Consider the following 16,159-nt stretch of genomic DNA (forward strand, 5'->3'; position numbering starts at 1 on the left):
CGTCATTATTAATGATCAATTTATGCTTTATTCTTGATGTTTAGCCGCCTGCCAGTGAGCTTCCATCTCGTCCAGCGAGGCTTCCGTTATCGGTCGATGGGCCGCGTTTAAGGCATGCTCAACATAGCGAAAACGGCGTTCAAATTTACGATTGGTGCCACGTAAGCACTGTTCAGGATCAGCACCCAGACGGCGGGCCAAGTTGGTTACCGCAAACAATAAATCACCGACTTCTTCCTGAGCATGGCGTGTATCCCCTGTCGCCAGTGCTTCTTCTACCTCATCCAGCTCTTCACGGATTTTATCCAGAACGCCCTGCGTATCGGGCCAATCAAAACCTGCCCGGGCCGCGCGCTTTGAAAGCTTGTTCGCACGGCTTAACGCGGGCAACGTACAAGGTACGTCATCAAGTACCGAAGGCGCCTCAATGACACGTTGGGCGCGCTCTTCCGCCTTAAGTGACTCCCAGCGCTGATTAATCTGTTGGGTCTGTAGCGCTTCAGCGCTAACACCTGGCGGCCTACGCGAGCCAAGCGTACCCTCCGGAAACACATGCGGGTGCCTGCGCAGCATTTTAGCCGTCAACGTATGTACGATATCGTGAAAATCAAAGCGCTGCTCTTCTGCACCAAACTGAGCGTAATAGATGACTTGAAAGAGTAAATCGCCAAGCTCCCCCGGCAGCTCATCAAAGGCGCGCCGCTCAATGGCATCGGCAACCTCGTAGGCTTCTTCCAGCGTATGGGGAACGATGCTGTCCCAGCCTTGCTTAATATCCCACGGGCACCCTTGCTCGGGGTCGCGCAGTACCTGCATCAATGTCAGCAGGTCATCCAGATCATAGCGCATCAAGCCGCTCCATATTAGGCACCTTTTTCAGGGTCTGCGTTTCGCAGGCGGCGCACTTCGGTCACATTGGGCAGTTGCTGAATACGTGAGAAGAGCCGCCCCAAAGATTCAAGTCCATCCACTTCTAACGTAATCCTCAGGCGAGCGATGCCTTCGTTGGTATCCGTTAGCGTATTCACCGCCAGCACATTGACTTTCTCATTGCCTAGAAGGCCCGTCACATCGCGCAGTAGGCCCGAGCGGTCCCAGGCCTGGATTTCGATAGTGACCGGATAACGCGTATGGGCGCGCTCGCCCCACTCTACTTCGATGATACGTTGGGGCTCTTCCATACGCAGTTGGAGGATATTGTTGCAGTCCTGACGGTGTACGGTAACCCCTCGCCCTTGGGTGATAAACCCCACAATCGGCTCGCCCGGAACGGGGCGGCAGCAGTTAGCCATGCTGGTTTTAAGATTGCCCACGCCAAGCACGGTAATGTCACTTTTAGAGGGCTTGCTCGGCTGCTTACGCGGTTTGGCAAGTAAACGTTCCAGCTGTTCCTGATCGTCAGTCTCGCCAAATAACTGCTGGGCCTGGTGTAGTACCTGCCCAATACGCAGGTCGCCTGCCCCGATAGCGGCATACATATCATCAGCGTTTTGATAATTAACCGCGTCGGCCAATTTGGGTAGATCCAACTGGTCGACATCAAGACGGCGCATTTCTCGCTCAAAAAGTACCCGGCCCTCTTCCAGGTTTTGGCCTCTGGCCTGATGCTTAAACCATGCCTGAATTTTGGCGCGCGCTCGTGACGTGCGCACATAGCCAAGATTAGGATTGAGCCAGTCGCGGCTTGGCCCGGCTTTGGTGGCGGTCAGAATTTCCACTTGCTGGCCCGTTTTAAGCTCATAGGTCAGCGGAACAATGCGCCCGTTAATTTTGGCGCCCCGGCAGCGGTGGCCAATTTCGGTATGAACCCGATACGCAAAATCAATCGGGGTGGCAATACGCGGCAAGTCGATCACATGACCGTCAGGCGTAAAGACATAGTTGCGGTCGGGGGCCACGTCACTTGAAAGCCCTTCGCGCAGATCACCAAAATCGCCCACTTCATCCTGCCACTCAAGCACTTGACGCAGCCAAGCAATTTTTTCTTCGTAGCTACGGCTTTTCGCGTTGGTGTCGTGCCCTTTATAGCGCCAGTGGGCACATACCCCGAGTTCTGCGTCGTCATGCATGGCGAACGTGCGGATTTGAATTTCGAGGACTTTGTTCTCAGGCCCGACCACTGCGGTATGAAGCGATTGATAGCCGTTCTTTTTAGGGTTGGCGATATAGTCGTCAAATTCGTCTGGAACATGGTGCCAACGCGAATGCACAATTCCTAATACGGTGTAGCAGTCGGCGACTTCTGGCACCAAAATACGCACCGCACGAACGTCGTGTACGTCAGAAAAATCGATCCCTTTGCGCTTCATTTTACGCCAGATCGAGTAAATATGTTTGGCTCGGCCACTCACGTCATGATGGGTAATATGCTGAGCTTCCATCAACGTTTTAATCGTTTCGACCACGTCGTGGATATAGTGCTCTCTATCCAGGCGCTTCTCAGCAAGCAGCTTGGCGATCGCCTTGTACTCATCTTCGTGCAAATAGCGAAACGACAGGTCTTCAAGTTCCCACTTGATTTGCCCCACCCCTAAGCGATGCGCGAGAGGCGCATAAATGTCGGCGACTTCGCGGGCTACCTGCAGACATTTTTCAAGCGGAGCATCCTTGACCTGACGTAGCGCACAGGTGCGCTCGGCGATTTTAATAAGCGCAACGCGAACATCGCTCACCATGTTGACCAGCATTTTACGCAGGTTTTCCTGCTGGTTATGCTGGGCCATACCGTGGTTGGGCGCGAGTGGATAGCTGATGGCGGCCATTTGCAGGACGCCGTCAATTAACCTGGCAACTTCACTGCCAAACCGCTTGGAAACGGCCTCCAGACTCAACAGACCTTCGCGCACGGCGCGATAGAGCACTGCCGCTTCCAGGGTCGCCTGGTCAAGCGTTAGGTCTGCCAAAATGTCTGCCATTTCAAGCCCCATACGAAAGCTTGAACCAGGAGATAACCATTCACGATGAGTACGAGGCGCCTCACGTTCGAGTTGCTCTGCCAGTTCGCAGGCTTCAATAAGGCGCTCAGGATCACTTAGACGCACATCTTCTTGCAGGCGCGTTAACCATTGTTGTATGTCTACCCTGCCGCTATCCATTAGCGGCTGGTCTTCACGCACTTTCACCATGACTCTTACTCATCCCTTCAGGGTATTCATCTTGACGGCGAATACCGTGGCTTGATGCGATAGGCGGACTAGCCTTCGTACTCGAAAAGCATAAGCGATTCCATATGTGCAGTGTGCAGGAACATATCCGCCACTGCTACTTGCTTAATACGATAGCCTGCACGAACCAGATGCGCCGCATCACGGGCAAGCGTTGCCGGGTCACACGACACATACGCAAGCCTGGGTACGGGGTAACGGCCCAGTGCCTTGCACACTGTTTCTGCACCGTTACGCGGTGGGTCCAGCACCAGTGCGTCCAAGTGCTGCTGAGTTTTCAACAAGGCTTCAACCGCTGCGCTATCGCTTAAATCAGCCTGTTGAGCACTTACCTCTAGCCGGTTACGCGCTGCATTGCTGCTGATGCGCGCCACCATTGAAGCGCTACCTTCAACGGCATGTACCCTGGCACCGCTTGAGGCGATGGGCAGGCTAAAGTTGCCCATTCCGGCAAACAGGTCCATAACATGCTGGCCAGGCGCAGGAGCCAGCCATTTCACCACGTGCGCCACCATTTGTTGATTGACGTCAGCATTGACCTGTAAAAAATCGCCGGGAGCAAAGGTGAGCGTGAGCGATGGTTGGCCTTCTATCTGCAGGGTCTCTTCCAGCACCGGTTCAGCGCTGTACCAGTGTAGGCTGGCAGACTCGCGGCCCAGCCACGCGCCAAGCGCAACCCCTTGCTGCTTGGCAAACGCCTGCCAGCGCTCGGCATCCAGCGCATGTGCTTTCAACTGGCGAACCAACAGCACGCATTCCGACGTGGTCGCCAATAGCTCGATGTGGCCCACCAGACGCGGCGCCTCAAGCGTTGCTAACAAGGCCCTCAAGGGAGGCAAAAGCGCTTGTAAGGGCTCCACCAATACGTGGCACTGATGAATATCGACTAACCGATGACTATGGGCTGCGCGAAAGCCCAGCAACACGTTACCCTGCCCATCTATTTTGACGCCGAGTCGCGCCCGGCGGCGATAGTGCTCCGTACTGCCATGAAGCAGATGGGGGGTGCCAAGTTCAATACCCTGACGAGCAAACAGCTCGCACAGTACGTCTTGTTTATGCGTGCGCTGCGCCTCAATCGCCATATGTTGCAATTGGCAACCACCGCACTGGCCAAAATAAACGCAGGGGGGCTCAACGCGCTGTTGCGAACGGTGCAGCAGCGCTTTTACATGCGCTTCATCAAAGCGTTTGCGGTTGACATGCACGGCAGCGTCAACACGCTCGCCGGGAAGCGCCCGGTCAATAAACACGGTTTTACCTGTGGCGTCATGCGCAACTCCCCGGCCATCATGCGCCAATCGCTCAACCACCAGCGCATCACTAGTGTCAGAAGCGCTTGTTGACTTAGCAGCGGGCTTGCGTACCAGCCCTGACTTGCCTGATGCAGCGCGCGATGGGCGCCGCTTACCCAGCATGGCCATTTATAGCTCCGGGCCGAATAGGCCCATTGAGAGGTAACGATCCCCCCGATCACACACAACAAACACGATGACCGCGTTTTCGACCTGTTCCGCAATACGCAACGCACCCGCCAGGCTGCCGCCCGATGAAACACCCGCCAGAATGCCCTCTTCACGGGCCAAACGGCGCATGTTGCTTTCAGCCTCTTGCTGGCTAATATCCAGCGTAATATCTACTCGCGGAGCTTCAAAAATCTCGGGCAGATACGCCTGCGGCCAACGGCGAATACCGGGAATGCTGGCGCCATCGGAGGGCTGCAAGCCGACAATCTGAATAGCGTCGTTCTGCTCTTTAAGGTAGCGAGATACGCCCATGATAGTGCCGGTGGTGCCCATGGAGCTTACAAAATGGGTAACCTCCCCCTGGGTTTGCTGCCATATTTCAGGCCCCGTTGTACGATAGTGCGCCAAGGGGTTGTCTGGATTGGAAAACTGGTTCAGCGGCTTGCCTTCGCCCCGTTCAATCATGGCATCGGCAATATCCCGGGCCTCTTCCATACCACCGGCCTTACTGGCAGAAATCAGCGTGGCGCCGTAAGCCACCATGGCCTGCTTACGCTCCTCGGAGGCATTTTCAGGCATCACCAGGACCATGGTGTAGCCTTTGATAGCCGCCGCCATGGCGAGCGCAATACCGGTATTTCCCGAGGTTGCCTCGATCAGGGTATCGCCTGGCTTTATTTCTCCACGCGCTTCCGCTTCATTCAACATCGAAAGCGCGGGACGATCCTTTACCGAACCAGCGGGATTGTTGCCTTCAAGCTTCGCCAACAGCGTATTGTTGCGCCCGGCAGTGATCCGCTTCAAACGCACCAAGGGAGTGTTGCCAACCACATCCTCTAGCATGGGATAATTCATCACACGTTCCTTATCATTACCGTTATGCTGCATTATATCGGTGCTGTCGTACGCTGGACAGGCAACCACATTGAATCAACGAGTTTCTTCCATGTCTTTAAACACGCGTTTGCTGTTCGCGCTACTTGGCTTTCCGCTTCTGGTGTACGCCATGATGGCTATTTTGCTCATGGTGCAAAGTGATACGGCTGAACGCGCGGCGCTTCACGAGCGACTTAAAGATGCCGGTGAACTATTAACCCCAAGTTTCCAGCTTGCCATGGCAGACGCAGACTTCCAGCGTATGGAGAGGCTTTCTCGACGGCTGCTGGACCGCTATGGGCTTAGTTCTGTCAGCCTCTTCGATGAGCAAGGTAACCGTTTGTTCGTGCTAGGCCGCTCCACCCCGCCTCAGCTACGCTTAACAGCGCCCAGCGCTCCCCTGATAGAAGAAGAAGAGCATATTTGGCGACTTCTAGTCCCTCTTGATAGCGTGCTCCCCAACATAAACCCGACCGGGGTGGGCTGGCTTGAAGCCGAGGCAAACGCCCGCCCTTTGACGCTTGAACGCTACAAACTGTTGGCCAGTTTAAGCCTGGGCGGCATGCTATTAGGGCTACTGCTTTTTCTGGGTGCCTTTGCTGTCAGTCGGTATATTTCCCGGCCTATTGAGGAAGCTAACCAGGCCTTATATCGCTTATCTCGTGGCGACTATCGGCTGCAATTAACGCCTGCACGGCCAAGCGAACTTCGCCAACTAGCCGTTCATGTGAACAGCCTGGCTGAGCACTTTCAGCAGTCGCAGCGCGATATGCAGACCCAGATTGAGCAGGCGACCAGCGAATTGCAGGAATCAATGGAAACCATTGAAGAGCAAAATATCAAGCTCGACCTGGCCCACCGCAGCGCGCTCCGTGCCAATGCCGTTAAATCCGAATTTTTAGCCAATATGAGCCATGAGATACGCACGCCACTCAATGGCATTATCGGTTTTTGCCGGTTACTGAGCCGCTCCAGGTTGGATAACCGCCAACAGGGGTGGTTAGAGCACGTTCACCGCGCCTGCGACAACCTGCTAATGCTCGTCAATGACGTGCTCGATTTTTCCAAGCTTGAAGCAAATCGCCTCACTCTTGAAGAAGTCGACATTGATATTGTATCGCTTTTGGATGAAGTAATTGGCCTGCATGCGCCTGAGGCGCAACGTAAACATCTGCACCTGGTGGCAATGATTTACGATGATGTGCCTACGCCGCTTAGCGGCGACCCGCTGCGTATTCATCAGGTGCTTAGTAATCTGGTCGGCAATGCCCTCAAGTTTACCCACGAAGGCGACGTTATTGTTCGTGTGATGCTCGACACCCAAGAAGGCCAGCACGTGGTACTGCGTATCAGTGTTAGTGATACCGGCATTGGTTTGAGCGAAGAGCATCAAAAACAGCTTTTTAGCGCTTTTTCCCAGGCAAAACCCAGCCATTCACGCCAATTTGGCGGTAGCGGGCTGGGCTTATCGATTTGCCGCCAGTTGATTGAGCGAATGGGCGGCACTATCAGCGTGGAAAGCGAGGTAGGCCACGGCTCAACGTTCTCCTTTACCCTTCCACTCTTGGCTAACCAAAGCGGCGAACGCCCCGCAGAGCTTACTCTGAAAAGCCCAGTCGTACGTCTTTATGAAACCCATACGCCTACTCGCAATACGCTTGAGTACTTGCTAGAGCGCTGGGGGGCTATTCCCGTCGCCTTTACCGCTAATGAGCCCGAAGACCTACTGATGTTATGCCTGGATCAAGATGAGTTCGAAATAGAGAGGAGAGACTACTGGCGAGATTTGATTGAGCAAGCCGCCTGCCCCGTATTGATTCTGGCAAACACCACCAGCTATGACTTACCGCCTTGGGAGCTTCCTCATGGCGGGGAAATGCTCTGCAAACCTTTCACTCGCGCTCAGCTGGTCACGACATTGCGCCATTTACTGCAGCCTGCAGATAAAGAAATAGCGTCCGCTCAATCAAAAGCGCCTCCGCCTACGGACCCTTCCGTCATTGATATTTTGATTGTTGACGACAATGCCTCCAACCGTGAGCTGCTTAAGGCGCTGCTTGAAACAGATCAACTGCGTATTACGCTTGCCGATAGCGGGCATGAAGCGCTTGCCTTGGCAGTTAATTACACGGCTGACATGGTGCTAATGGATATTCGTATGCCGGGTATGGACGGTGTTGAAACCAGTCAGGCACTGCGCCGTATCAATAATCACTGGTCACGCTGCCCTATTATTGCGGTAACCGCTCATGCTTTAAGCAGTGAACGTCAGCAGTGGCTGGCGGCTGGGCTGGATGATGTACTGATAAAACCTGTTGATGAGGCGCAGCTACAACAGCTGTTGCTGCGTTTTTTGGCCGTCCCCCCTTCTCTGCCTACCGTGACATCAACGGCAGCCTTGCAACGAAAAGGCACTACTGAATTTGCCAGTGAAGCACTCGCGGCCGTCGATTTAACCATGGGCACACAGCTTGCGGGCGGCAAAGAGAGCGTTGCCTATGCACAGCTTATACGCCTGATTGACAGCCTGGATGAAACAGAAACGCAAATGCGTGCCGCCTATGCCCAGAAAAACCTGGCGATGCTACTTGACTGGGTGCATGGGCTCAATGGAGCAAGCCGTTACTGCGGCGCACCTGAGCTAGCCCTATTGGTAGAAACCCTTGAGACGCGGTTACGCACCAGCGGGCTCAGTCATGTGGAGAGCCTTCTGGAAGCGTTGTACACCGCAATGGCACGCTTGCGTACTCATCGAAGCAGGCTGGCCGATGGGTCTAACGCTCCAGAATGACAAAGGCAACCGCGTACTCCGCTTCATCACTTAGCGTGATATGGCTGGTCGTCGCGCCGGATGCCTGCATTAGCCGCTTGGCCTCATGGCTCAACTGCAAAAAGGGCTTCCCCAAGGGGTCATTAACCACTTGGATGTCCCCCCACTGCATGCCGCCTCGCAGGCCAAGCCCTAGTGCTTTTACAAACGCTTCTTTAGCGGCAAATCTTTTCGCCAAGTAAGCCACCGGTTCGCCTTTTTGCTGCCATATCGCGTATTCGTCAGTTCCCAAAATACGCTGGGCAAAACGTGGCCCATGACGCTCAACTGCCCGGGTAAAACGCGCTACCCGGGCAATATCGGAACCAATCCCCACAATCATCTGTTAGTGACCACAGCAGTCATGATGACCATGCGTATGCTCATCTGCATGCTCATGGCTATGTTCATGATCGTGAGCATCTAAAGCCGCCATCAACCCCGCTTCCTGGCCTGCAATAATAAGCCGCTTCATTTCCTGAACAGCCTCTTTGAGGCCAACAAACAGCGCGCGAGCAATAATGGCGTGTCCGATATTCAGCTCATTCACCCCAGGCAGTGCGGCTATCGCTTCTGCATTATGGTAATGAAGCCCATGCCCAGCGTTAACCACCAGCCCCAAGGAAACGGCCTGAGTCGCTGCTGCGGTTAAACGCTGATACTCAGCATTTGCGGCGTCACTCCCCAGCTTCTCTTCTGCATAAGCACCGGTGTGCAGTTCAATCGTTGGGGCACCAGCGCGATGAGCCGCATCAATTTGCGCTTCATCAGGATCAATAAACAGCGATACGTCGCAGCCTGCGTTTTTCAGCCGCTCACACGCTTTGGCAACCGCATCAAAACTACCGACCACATCCAGACCGCCCTCTGTGGTAAGCTCTTCGCGTTTTTCAGGTACCAGGCATACGTGTGCTGGGCGCACCTCTTCAGCCAACGCGAGCATCTCTTCGGTCACTGCCATCTCTAAATTCATACGGGTATTCAACACGTCCGCCAACAGTCTGACATCGCGAAGCTGTATATGGCGGCGGTCTTCGCGTAAATGCACCGTAATGCCATCTGCACCCGCTTCTTCAGCCAACAAAGCAGCCTGTACCGGGTCCGGGTAGCGGGTACCACGTGCCTGACGCAGCGTGGCGATATGGTCGATATTAACGCCCAGTAGAATACGCGGAGGATGCATAACTATCTCCATTCCAAAAAAGTCATAAGCATGAACTATGGCTGACGCCGGCGGGCCAGTGCCATCATTAGCTCCCGAGAGCGCAGTGCAGCAGACCCCAAATGCGGTGCTAGTGCCGCCCGCATGACTGACTTAAGAACGCTTGCTAGCCCCGCATGTTGCCAGTCACCCTGCTCAATATAACGCAATGCACGCCCTTCAAGCCCCTGCTCTGCGGGAAGAAAAGCACGGCTTTGTGCATCAAACCGATAGCGGGCTTGCGGGTCCAGCACATTATTATCTGGCGTACAAAAACGCGGGGTAGCTTCAAGCGCATCCAACAACGCCCACTCATACCGCCGCAAGGCAAGAGCGCGCCTGGAAGGCATTGGCAGCGCTTCAAGCAGCGCCGTATAGAAGGCAAAAACATCGGGTGCAGCGAGTTCCAGGGGCAGCAGTCGGGTGGCGATTTCATTCGCGTAAAGACCGCATAGGAGCCCCTCACCTGCCAGTAATGCCGTTTGTCCACGCGACTCCATCAACGTGAGGCGTTTCAAATCGCGTTCGCCGCGCCAGCTAACAAACAGCGGCGTAAACGGCTGTAGTCGTTGACGCGACTTGGACCCCGGCCGCTGCCCTCCGTGGGCAACGGCGCGGATACGGCCATTATTAAGCGTCAGTAAATCAACTAACGCGCTGGTTTCACGATAGGGTTTACGATGCAGTAAAAAAGCGGGTTCCGCAGACATTGCGACACTCAATCGAGGTCGTAACCCAGGCTTTTCAGGGCACGCTCGTCATCGGACCAACCGCGCTTCACCTTGACCCACATATTAAGCATGACCTTGGTACCCAGCACGCGCTCCATATCCAGGCGCGCCTCGCGGCCAATGCTCTTGATCCGGTCACCGTTTTCGCCGATCAGGATGACTTTCTGCCCTTGGCGTTCCACCAGAATCAGCGCGCTGATATGCGTGACGCGCCCGGCTTCACGGAACTCTTCAATTTCAACGGTCATCTGGTAGGGCAACTCGTCACCCAACTGACGCATGACTTTTTCACGCACCAGCTCAGCGGCCATAAAGCGCAGGCTCTTGTCGGTAATCTGGTCTTCCGGAAAGAAGTGCACGCTTTCTGGCAGATGTTTAGCCACTTCCTCTTCCAGCGTTTCTACCTGAGTGCCGTGCTTGGCTGAAATAGGCACAACGGCTGCAAACTCACGCCGCGCGCCCACTTCAGCAAGCCAGGGTAGTAAGTCGCCCTTATCCTGTAGACGATCCACCTTATTGACGGCCAGAATAACCGGTGCCTTAACATGCTCAAGACGCTTGAGCACGGCCTGGTCTTCGTCAGTCCAGCGGGTACGATCAATAATAAAGACCACACAGTCAACATCACGGAGTGCTTGGGTAGCCGCCTGGTTCATAAAGCGGTTGATGGCTTTATTACGGTCTTTGGACATGATGTGCATGCCCGGTGTATCCACGTAAATAAACTGCGTATCTTCAACCGTTTTAATACCCATTACCTGATGGCGCGTGGTTTGCGGACGCCGAGAGGTAATCGAGATTTTTTGCCCCAGAATACGATTCATGAGGGTTGATTTGCCTACGTTAGGCCGTCCAACAATGGCCACAAAGCCGCAGGATTGGCTCATGATTTGTCTCCTGGTTTTTTCTCAAGGTACGAAAGCGCTTCTTCTGCCGCTTGCTGTTCAGCATGGCGGCGACTAGGGCCTTTACCGGTGGTATGCTTGCTTAGTAGCTCAATGTAGCACTCCACGGTAAAGGTCTGGGCATGCGCCTCGCCCTTTACAGAGACCACTTCATAGCGCGGCAGCGCTGACTGACGCGACTGCAAAAACTCTTGTAAGCGTGTTTTAGGGTCTTTCTGGGTATCTTGTAACGAGATATTCTCTAGACGCTCGGCGTACCAGGAAAGCACGCGTTCCCGGACAACATCCATGCCGGCGTCCAGGTAAATGGCACCAATTATCGCTTCAACCGCATCGGCGAGAATCGACTCACGGCGATGCCCTCCGCTTTTCATTTCCCCCGACCCCAAGCGCAAGCATTCTCCAAAGGTCATTTCACGGGCGAGCTCAGCAAGCGTTTGGCCTTTCACCAAACGCGCGCGAAGGCGCGATAACTGCCCTTCCCGCGCTTGAGGGAAACGTTGAAACAAGGCTTCTGCGATAACGAAATTAACAATTGAATCACCCAGAAATTCCAGGCGCTCATTGTTACGACCACCGTAGCTTCGGTGCGTCATGGCCAGTTCCAAGAGCGTTTCGTCGCCAAAGGTATGGCCGATTCGTCGGCAAAAAGCGTTTAAAGGATTACTCACAAGGCTCCTACGTCATTGACGTTAACTATTAGTGACATGACTAACCAGGGCTGACATAAACTTATTCATTCAATGCGTCGCACCGTATTAAAGCTGGGCAACCCGCCGTCCCAATGCATCCAAACAGCAAATGCACGACCCACGATATTCTCTTCCGGCACAACCCCCCAGTAACGGCTATCGTTGGAGTGATCGCGATTATCGCCCATCATGAAGTAGTGACCTTCAGGCACTTCAACTTCGCGCATTTGCGGTCCTGGGTCGCGGGGGTTGTTGTAGATAGTATGGCGCACGCTACCCAACTGCTCTTCTAATAATAGCTCTTGTGGCGAGGCATCGGGGCCTTCTTCCAATAACGTTTTAGTGACCAGTTCGCCGTTCACATAAAGCTGTTTATCTTCGTAGCGAATACGGTCGCCCGGAAGGCCTACCACCCGTTTGATAAAGTTAACCGATGGCTCATCCGGGAAGCGAAACACCATCACATCGCCACGCTCAGGCTCACCAACCTCCAAAATACGGTTGTGAACCACCGGCAAACGCAAGCCGTAGGCAAACTTGTTCACCAGGATAAAATCGCCTACTTCCAGCGTAGGCCGCATTGAACCCGAGGGAATTTGAAACGGTTCGACAATAAAACTGCGTACTACCAATACCACCAGAAGTACCGGGAAAAAAGAGCGCGCATAATCGACCGGCCAAGGCTCTTTTAAAAGTTTTTCCTGTGTTGGTGCGTCGATGTTCCCAGCAGCGGCTTCCTCTGCTTTCGCCAACCGCTCACGACGCTTAGGCCGCAGCCAAATCATATCGATAAAATAAACGACCCCTGAAATTACAACGGCCAGTACCAGCAGTAATGAAAAATCCATAAAGGAAACCTTCCCTAGTCGTTAACCTTGAGCACAGCGAGGAAGGCATCCTGGGGAATTTCAACGCGCCCCACCTGCTTCATCCGTTTTTTACCGGCTTTCTGTTTTTCCAGCAGTTTTTTCTTACGGCTTACATCACCGCCATAACATTTTGCCGTTACGTTTTTACGCAGGGCTTTTACGGTAGAGCGCGCCACTACCTGACCACCGATAGCGGCCTGAATGGCCACGTCAAACATCTGGCGCGGAATCAGCTCTTTCATTTTTTCGACCAGCAGCCGGCCGCGGCTATGGGCATGATCACGGTGAATAATCACCGCGAGGGCATCTACCTTTTCGCTATTGATCAGCACGTCCAGGCGCACCAGCTTGGCCGCTTCGAAACGCTCGAAATTGTACTCAAGCGACGCGTAACCGCGGGAGATGGATTTCAGACGGTCGAAGAAGTCCATGACCACTTCCGACATCGGCAACTCATAGGCTAACTGAATCTGGTTACCCAGGAACTGCATGTCTTTCTGGGTACCGCGGCGCTGCTCACACTCGGTAATGACGTTACCCACAAACTCCTGAGGCACCAGAATACTGGCCCTCACGATGGGCTCACGCATCTCATCCACGTCTGCCATATCCGGCAGTTTGGAGGGGTTGGAGATGTAAGTGACATCACCATTCTTCATCGCAAGCTCGTATACCACGGTCGGTGCAGTGGTAATCAGGTCAATATTGTATTCGCGCTCAAGCCGCTCCTGGATAATCTCCATGTGGAGCGTGCCCAGGAAACCGACGCGAAAACCAAAGCCCAGGGCATCCGAGTTTTCCGGTTCATACTCTAAAGAGGCATCGTTAAGCGCGAGCTTTTCAAGCGCATCCCGGAAGTCTTCGTAGTCATCAGCACTGACGGGGAACATCCCAGCATACACCTGAGGCTTCACCTTCTGAAAACCAGGCAGACGCGGCACGTCGGGCGTTTTGGTATGCGTGATAGTGTCACCCACCGGCGCACCGTGAATCTCTTTAATGCCTGCGACAATAAAGCCCACCTCACCCGCGCGCAGGATATTGGTCTCTTTGCGCAATGGAGTAAAAATGCCCACTTCAGTGGCGTTCCAGTCGCGGCCCGTTGACTTGATACGGATCTTGTCGCCCTTGCGCAGCGTGCCATCAAACAAGCGCACTAGCGAGACTACGCCCAGATAGTTATCAAACCAGGAGTCAATGATCAATGCTTGCAGGGGGGCATTCCGATCACCTTTAGGCGGCGGAATATCACGCACCAAACGTTCAAGCAGTCCTTCAATGCCGATACCGCTTTTGGCGGACACCTGGCAAGCGTCTGTGGCGTCGAGACCAATGATTTCCTCAACCTCTTGCGCCACCTTGTCCGGGTCGGCTTGGGGTAAATCGATTTTATTGAGGACCGGCAATACTTCCAGGCCCTGCTCGATGGCGGTATAGCAGTTAGCTACCGACTGCGCCTCAACTCCTTGGCCCGCATCTACGACCAGCAGCGCCCCTTCGCAGGCATACAGTGAGCGCGATACTTCGTAGGAGAAATCCACGTGGCCTGGCGTATCGATGAAATTAAGCTGATACACCTCGCCATCGGCCGCAGTGTAATCGAGCGTCACCGATTGCGCTTTAATGGTGATACCACGCTCGCGCTCAATGTCCATGGAGTCGAGCACTTGCTCTTTAAGCTCACGCTGGGTCAATCCACCGCAGGTTTGGATCAAGCGATCAGAGAGCGTTGATTTCCCGTGATCGATATGAGCGATAATTGAGAAGTTTCTTATATTCTTTAAATTACTGCTAGAAACGTCGTGGGACATCGAGAGTGGTCTGCCTTAGTGGTACGTAAGCGGCTTTATTACCAGCCGCCTCGAGAGTTTAAAGCCCGAAAACAGCTGGCATGTTGGCCACTTTGCCTATTTCCGTTAAAAAGATAAGCGCTATTGTAGCGATATGTGCGGGATAGGAACAGCAGTCCGGCGAGAACCGCCGGACTGGGTAGGCAGAGAAGGTCTTATTCCAGGCGTAAAGCTAAAAACAGTGAGCGCCCCTCACGGTAAACACGCACTGGAATTGCCCGATCACTGGGTAGCTGTTCGACAATGTCTAACAACTCATCCGGAGAAGACACGCTGCGGTGATCAACACTTACCAGTACATCGCCAACACGGAGGCCCGCTTGAGCGGCAACGCTACCAGGCTCAATCTGACGCACTGCAACGCCCCCCTCAATATTTAGGCGCTCTCGCATCGCGTCATCCAACTCGGCAACCGAAATGCCCAAACGCACCTGATTGTTGCTTTCATCACCCTGTGTGGCTGCTTCGGAATCGGGCCAATGTCCCAGCGCTACCGTCTCCGTTACCTCTTCGCCATCGCGCATTAAGGTAAGCTCCACATCACTTCCAGGCGTAACACGGCCAATTAAGCGCGGCAGCGTGCTTGAGCGATCAACCTCTTCGCCATTGACGCCAGTAATCACGTCGCCAGCACGCAAGCCGCCTTGCGCCGCAGGGCCTTCCGGGTCAAGATCAGCAATGAGCGCCCCACTTGCGTTTTCCATACCAAAGGATTCGGCCAAATCCTGAGATACAGGTTGAATCATGACGCCTAGCCAACCGCGATCAACGCGCCCCTCTTCACGCAGTTGATCAGCAACGTCCATGGCGACATTAATGGGTATCGCAAATGAAAGCCCCATAAAGCCGCCGCTACGGGTAAAGATTTGCGAGTTAATCCCGACGACTTCTCCGTCAAGATTAAACAGCGGCCCACCGGAATTACCTGGGTTGATCGCCACATCCGTTTGAATAAAAGGAACGTAGGCATCACGCGGCAATGTGCGATTAATCGCGCTGATAATGCCTGCAGTGACGGAATGATCAAACCCGAACGGAGAGCCAATCGCGGCTACCCACTCACCCACTTTAAGATCGTCAGAATTGCCAAGATTCAAGACCGGTAATTCAGAAGCATCAATTTTTAAAAGTGCAACGTCGGTCTGAGCATCGCTGCCAACCAACTCAGCGGAAAGCTCTCGATGGTCATTCAAGCGCACCAATATCTCGTCAGCATCCTGGACAACGTGGGCGTTAGTCATGATATAGCCATCATCGCTAATCACGAACCCAGACCCCAGCGACTGACGCTCTTCACCACGCCCTTGTCCGCCACTACCTGGCGGGGCTGGAAAACTATCGCCGAAAAAATGCCGGAAAATCTCAGGTATCTCTTGCCCACCGAACCCACCCATTGAAGGGCCACTACTGCGTTGCACGGTACGGCTGGTTGAAATATTGACAACGCCTGGCGCGGCCTCTTCAACCAACTCTGTGAAATCGGGTAAATTATAGGCATAGGCATTTTGGCCTATCATCAATAATGTGGCCATGCATAGCCATAATGCGGAAGGAAGAACCAAGCGCTTCATGTAAGAGCTCCTAATAAAGCAGACA

At 53.9% G+C, this 16,159-nt stretch carries 13 protein-coding genes; 1 reads left to right on the plus strand and 12 read right to left on the minus strand.

The features are described from left to right. Positions 1-27 precede the first annotated feature (27 nt). The 4 genes from mazG to cysM form a co-directional block, all read right to left on the minus strand. On the minus strand, positions 28-849 hold the full coding sequence (mazG, locus tag ACT3RQ_RS00135; RefSeq protein WP_444679737.1) for a nucleoside triphosphate pyrophosphohydrolase: 822 nt from the start codon (positions 847-849) through the stop codon (positions 28-30). A 14-nt stretch (positions 850-863) separates the two neighbouring features. Beyond that, positions 864-3,125, minus strand: a complete 2,262-nt coding sequence (gene relA, locus ACT3RQ_RS00140; protein WP_444630135.1) for a GTP diphosphokinase — start codon at positions 3,123-3,125, stop codon at positions 864-866. A 68-nt stretch (positions 3,126-3,193) separates the two neighbouring features. Next, on the minus strand, positions 3,194-4,588 hold the full coding sequence (rlmD, locus tag ACT3RQ_RS00145; protein WP_444679738.1) for a 23S rRNA (uracil(1939)-C(5))-methyltransferase RlmD: 1,395 nt from the start codon (positions 4,586-4,588) through the stop codon (positions 3,194-3,196). Further along, the gene (gene cysM, locus ACT3RQ_RS00150; RefSeq protein WP_172116412.1) at positions 4,589-5,485 is read right to left on the minus strand and encodes a cysteine synthase CysM; all 897 of its coding nucleotides are present in this window, start codon (positions 5,483-5,485) and stop codon (positions 4,589-4,591) included. It lies immediately after the preceding gene. A gap of 91 nt (positions 5,486-5,576) precedes the next feature. Between cysM and ACT3RQ_RS00155 the strand changes: the two genes are divergently transcribed. Continuing rightward, positions 5,577-8,297 carry an ATP-binding protein gene (locus ACT3RQ_RS00155; RefSeq protein ID WP_444630133.1) on the plus strand — a complete coding sequence of 907 codons (2,721 nt, stop codon included), beginning with the start codon at positions 5,577-5,579 and terminating at the stop codon, positions 8,295-8,297. Here the strand turns inward: ACT3RQ_RS00155 and acpS are convergent. The 8 genes from acpS to ACT3RQ_RS00195 all read right to left on the minus strand — a co-directional run bounded on the left by acpS (position 8,281) and on the right by ACT3RQ_RS00195 (position 16,134). Beyond that, positions 8,281-8,658, minus strand: coding sequence for a holo-ACP synthase (gene acpS, locus ACT3RQ_RS00160; protein ID WP_193053713.1), 378 nt, complete (start codon positions 8,656-8,658; stop codon positions 8,281-8,283). The two genes, ACT3RQ_RS00155 and acpS, sit on opposite strands and share 17 nt — an antisense overlap. A 3-nt stretch (positions 8,659-8,661) precedes the next feature. Then, the gene (pdxJ, locus tag ACT3RQ_RS00165) at positions 8,662-9,498 is read right to left on the minus strand and encodes a pyridoxine 5'-phosphate synthase (protein ID WP_172116409.1); all 837 of its coding nucleotides are present in this window, start codon (positions 9,496-9,498) and stop codon (positions 8,662-8,664) included. Between the two features lie 35 nt (positions 9,499-9,533). Further along, entirely contained in the window at positions 9,534-10,226 is a 693-nt protein-coding gene (recO, locus tag ACT3RQ_RS00170; RefSeq protein WP_444627300.1) for a DNA repair protein RecO, read from the minus strand. An 8-nt stretch (positions 10,227-10,234) separates the two neighbouring features. Then, positions 10,235-11,134: a GTPase Era gene (gene era / locus ACT3RQ_RS00175; RefSeq protein WP_172116407.1), complete on the minus strand. Its 900-nt coding sequence runs from the start codon at positions 11,132-11,134 to the stop codon at positions 10,235-10,237. Next, entirely contained in the window at positions 11,131-11,823 is a 693-nt protein-coding gene (gene rnc, locus ACT3RQ_RS00180; RefSeq protein WP_087109215.1) for a ribonuclease III, read from the minus strand. The genes era and rnc overlap by 4 nt, the downstream gene beginning before the upstream one ends. A 65-nt stretch (positions 11,824-11,888) precedes the next feature. Continuing rightward, positions 11,889-12,692, minus strand: a complete 804-nt coding sequence (gene lepB, locus ACT3RQ_RS00185) for a signal peptidase I (protein ID WP_444638910.1) — start codon at positions 12,690-12,692, stop codon at positions 11,889-11,891. A gap of 14 nt (positions 12,693-12,706) precedes the next feature. Then, positions 12,707-14,524: a translation elongation factor 4 gene (gene lepA / locus ACT3RQ_RS00190; protein WP_172116405.1), complete on the minus strand. Its 1,818-nt coding sequence runs from the start codon at positions 14,522-14,524 to the stop codon at positions 12,707-12,709. Between the two features lie 194 nt (positions 14,525-14,718). After that, complete coding sequence (locus tag ACT3RQ_RS00195) at positions 14,719-16,134, minus strand: DegQ family serine endoprotease (protein ID WP_444638909.1); 1,416 nt, start codon at positions 16,132-16,134, stop codon at positions 14,719-14,721. Between the last annotated feature and the right edge of the window lie 25 nt (positions 16,135-16,159).

Origin of the sequence: Halomonas sp. AOP43-D1-4 (assembly GCF_052446175.1) — a bacterium.
Lineage (GTDB): Bacteria > Pseudomonadota > Gammaproteobacteria > Pseudomonadales > Halomonadaceae > Vreelandella > Vreelandella citrativorans.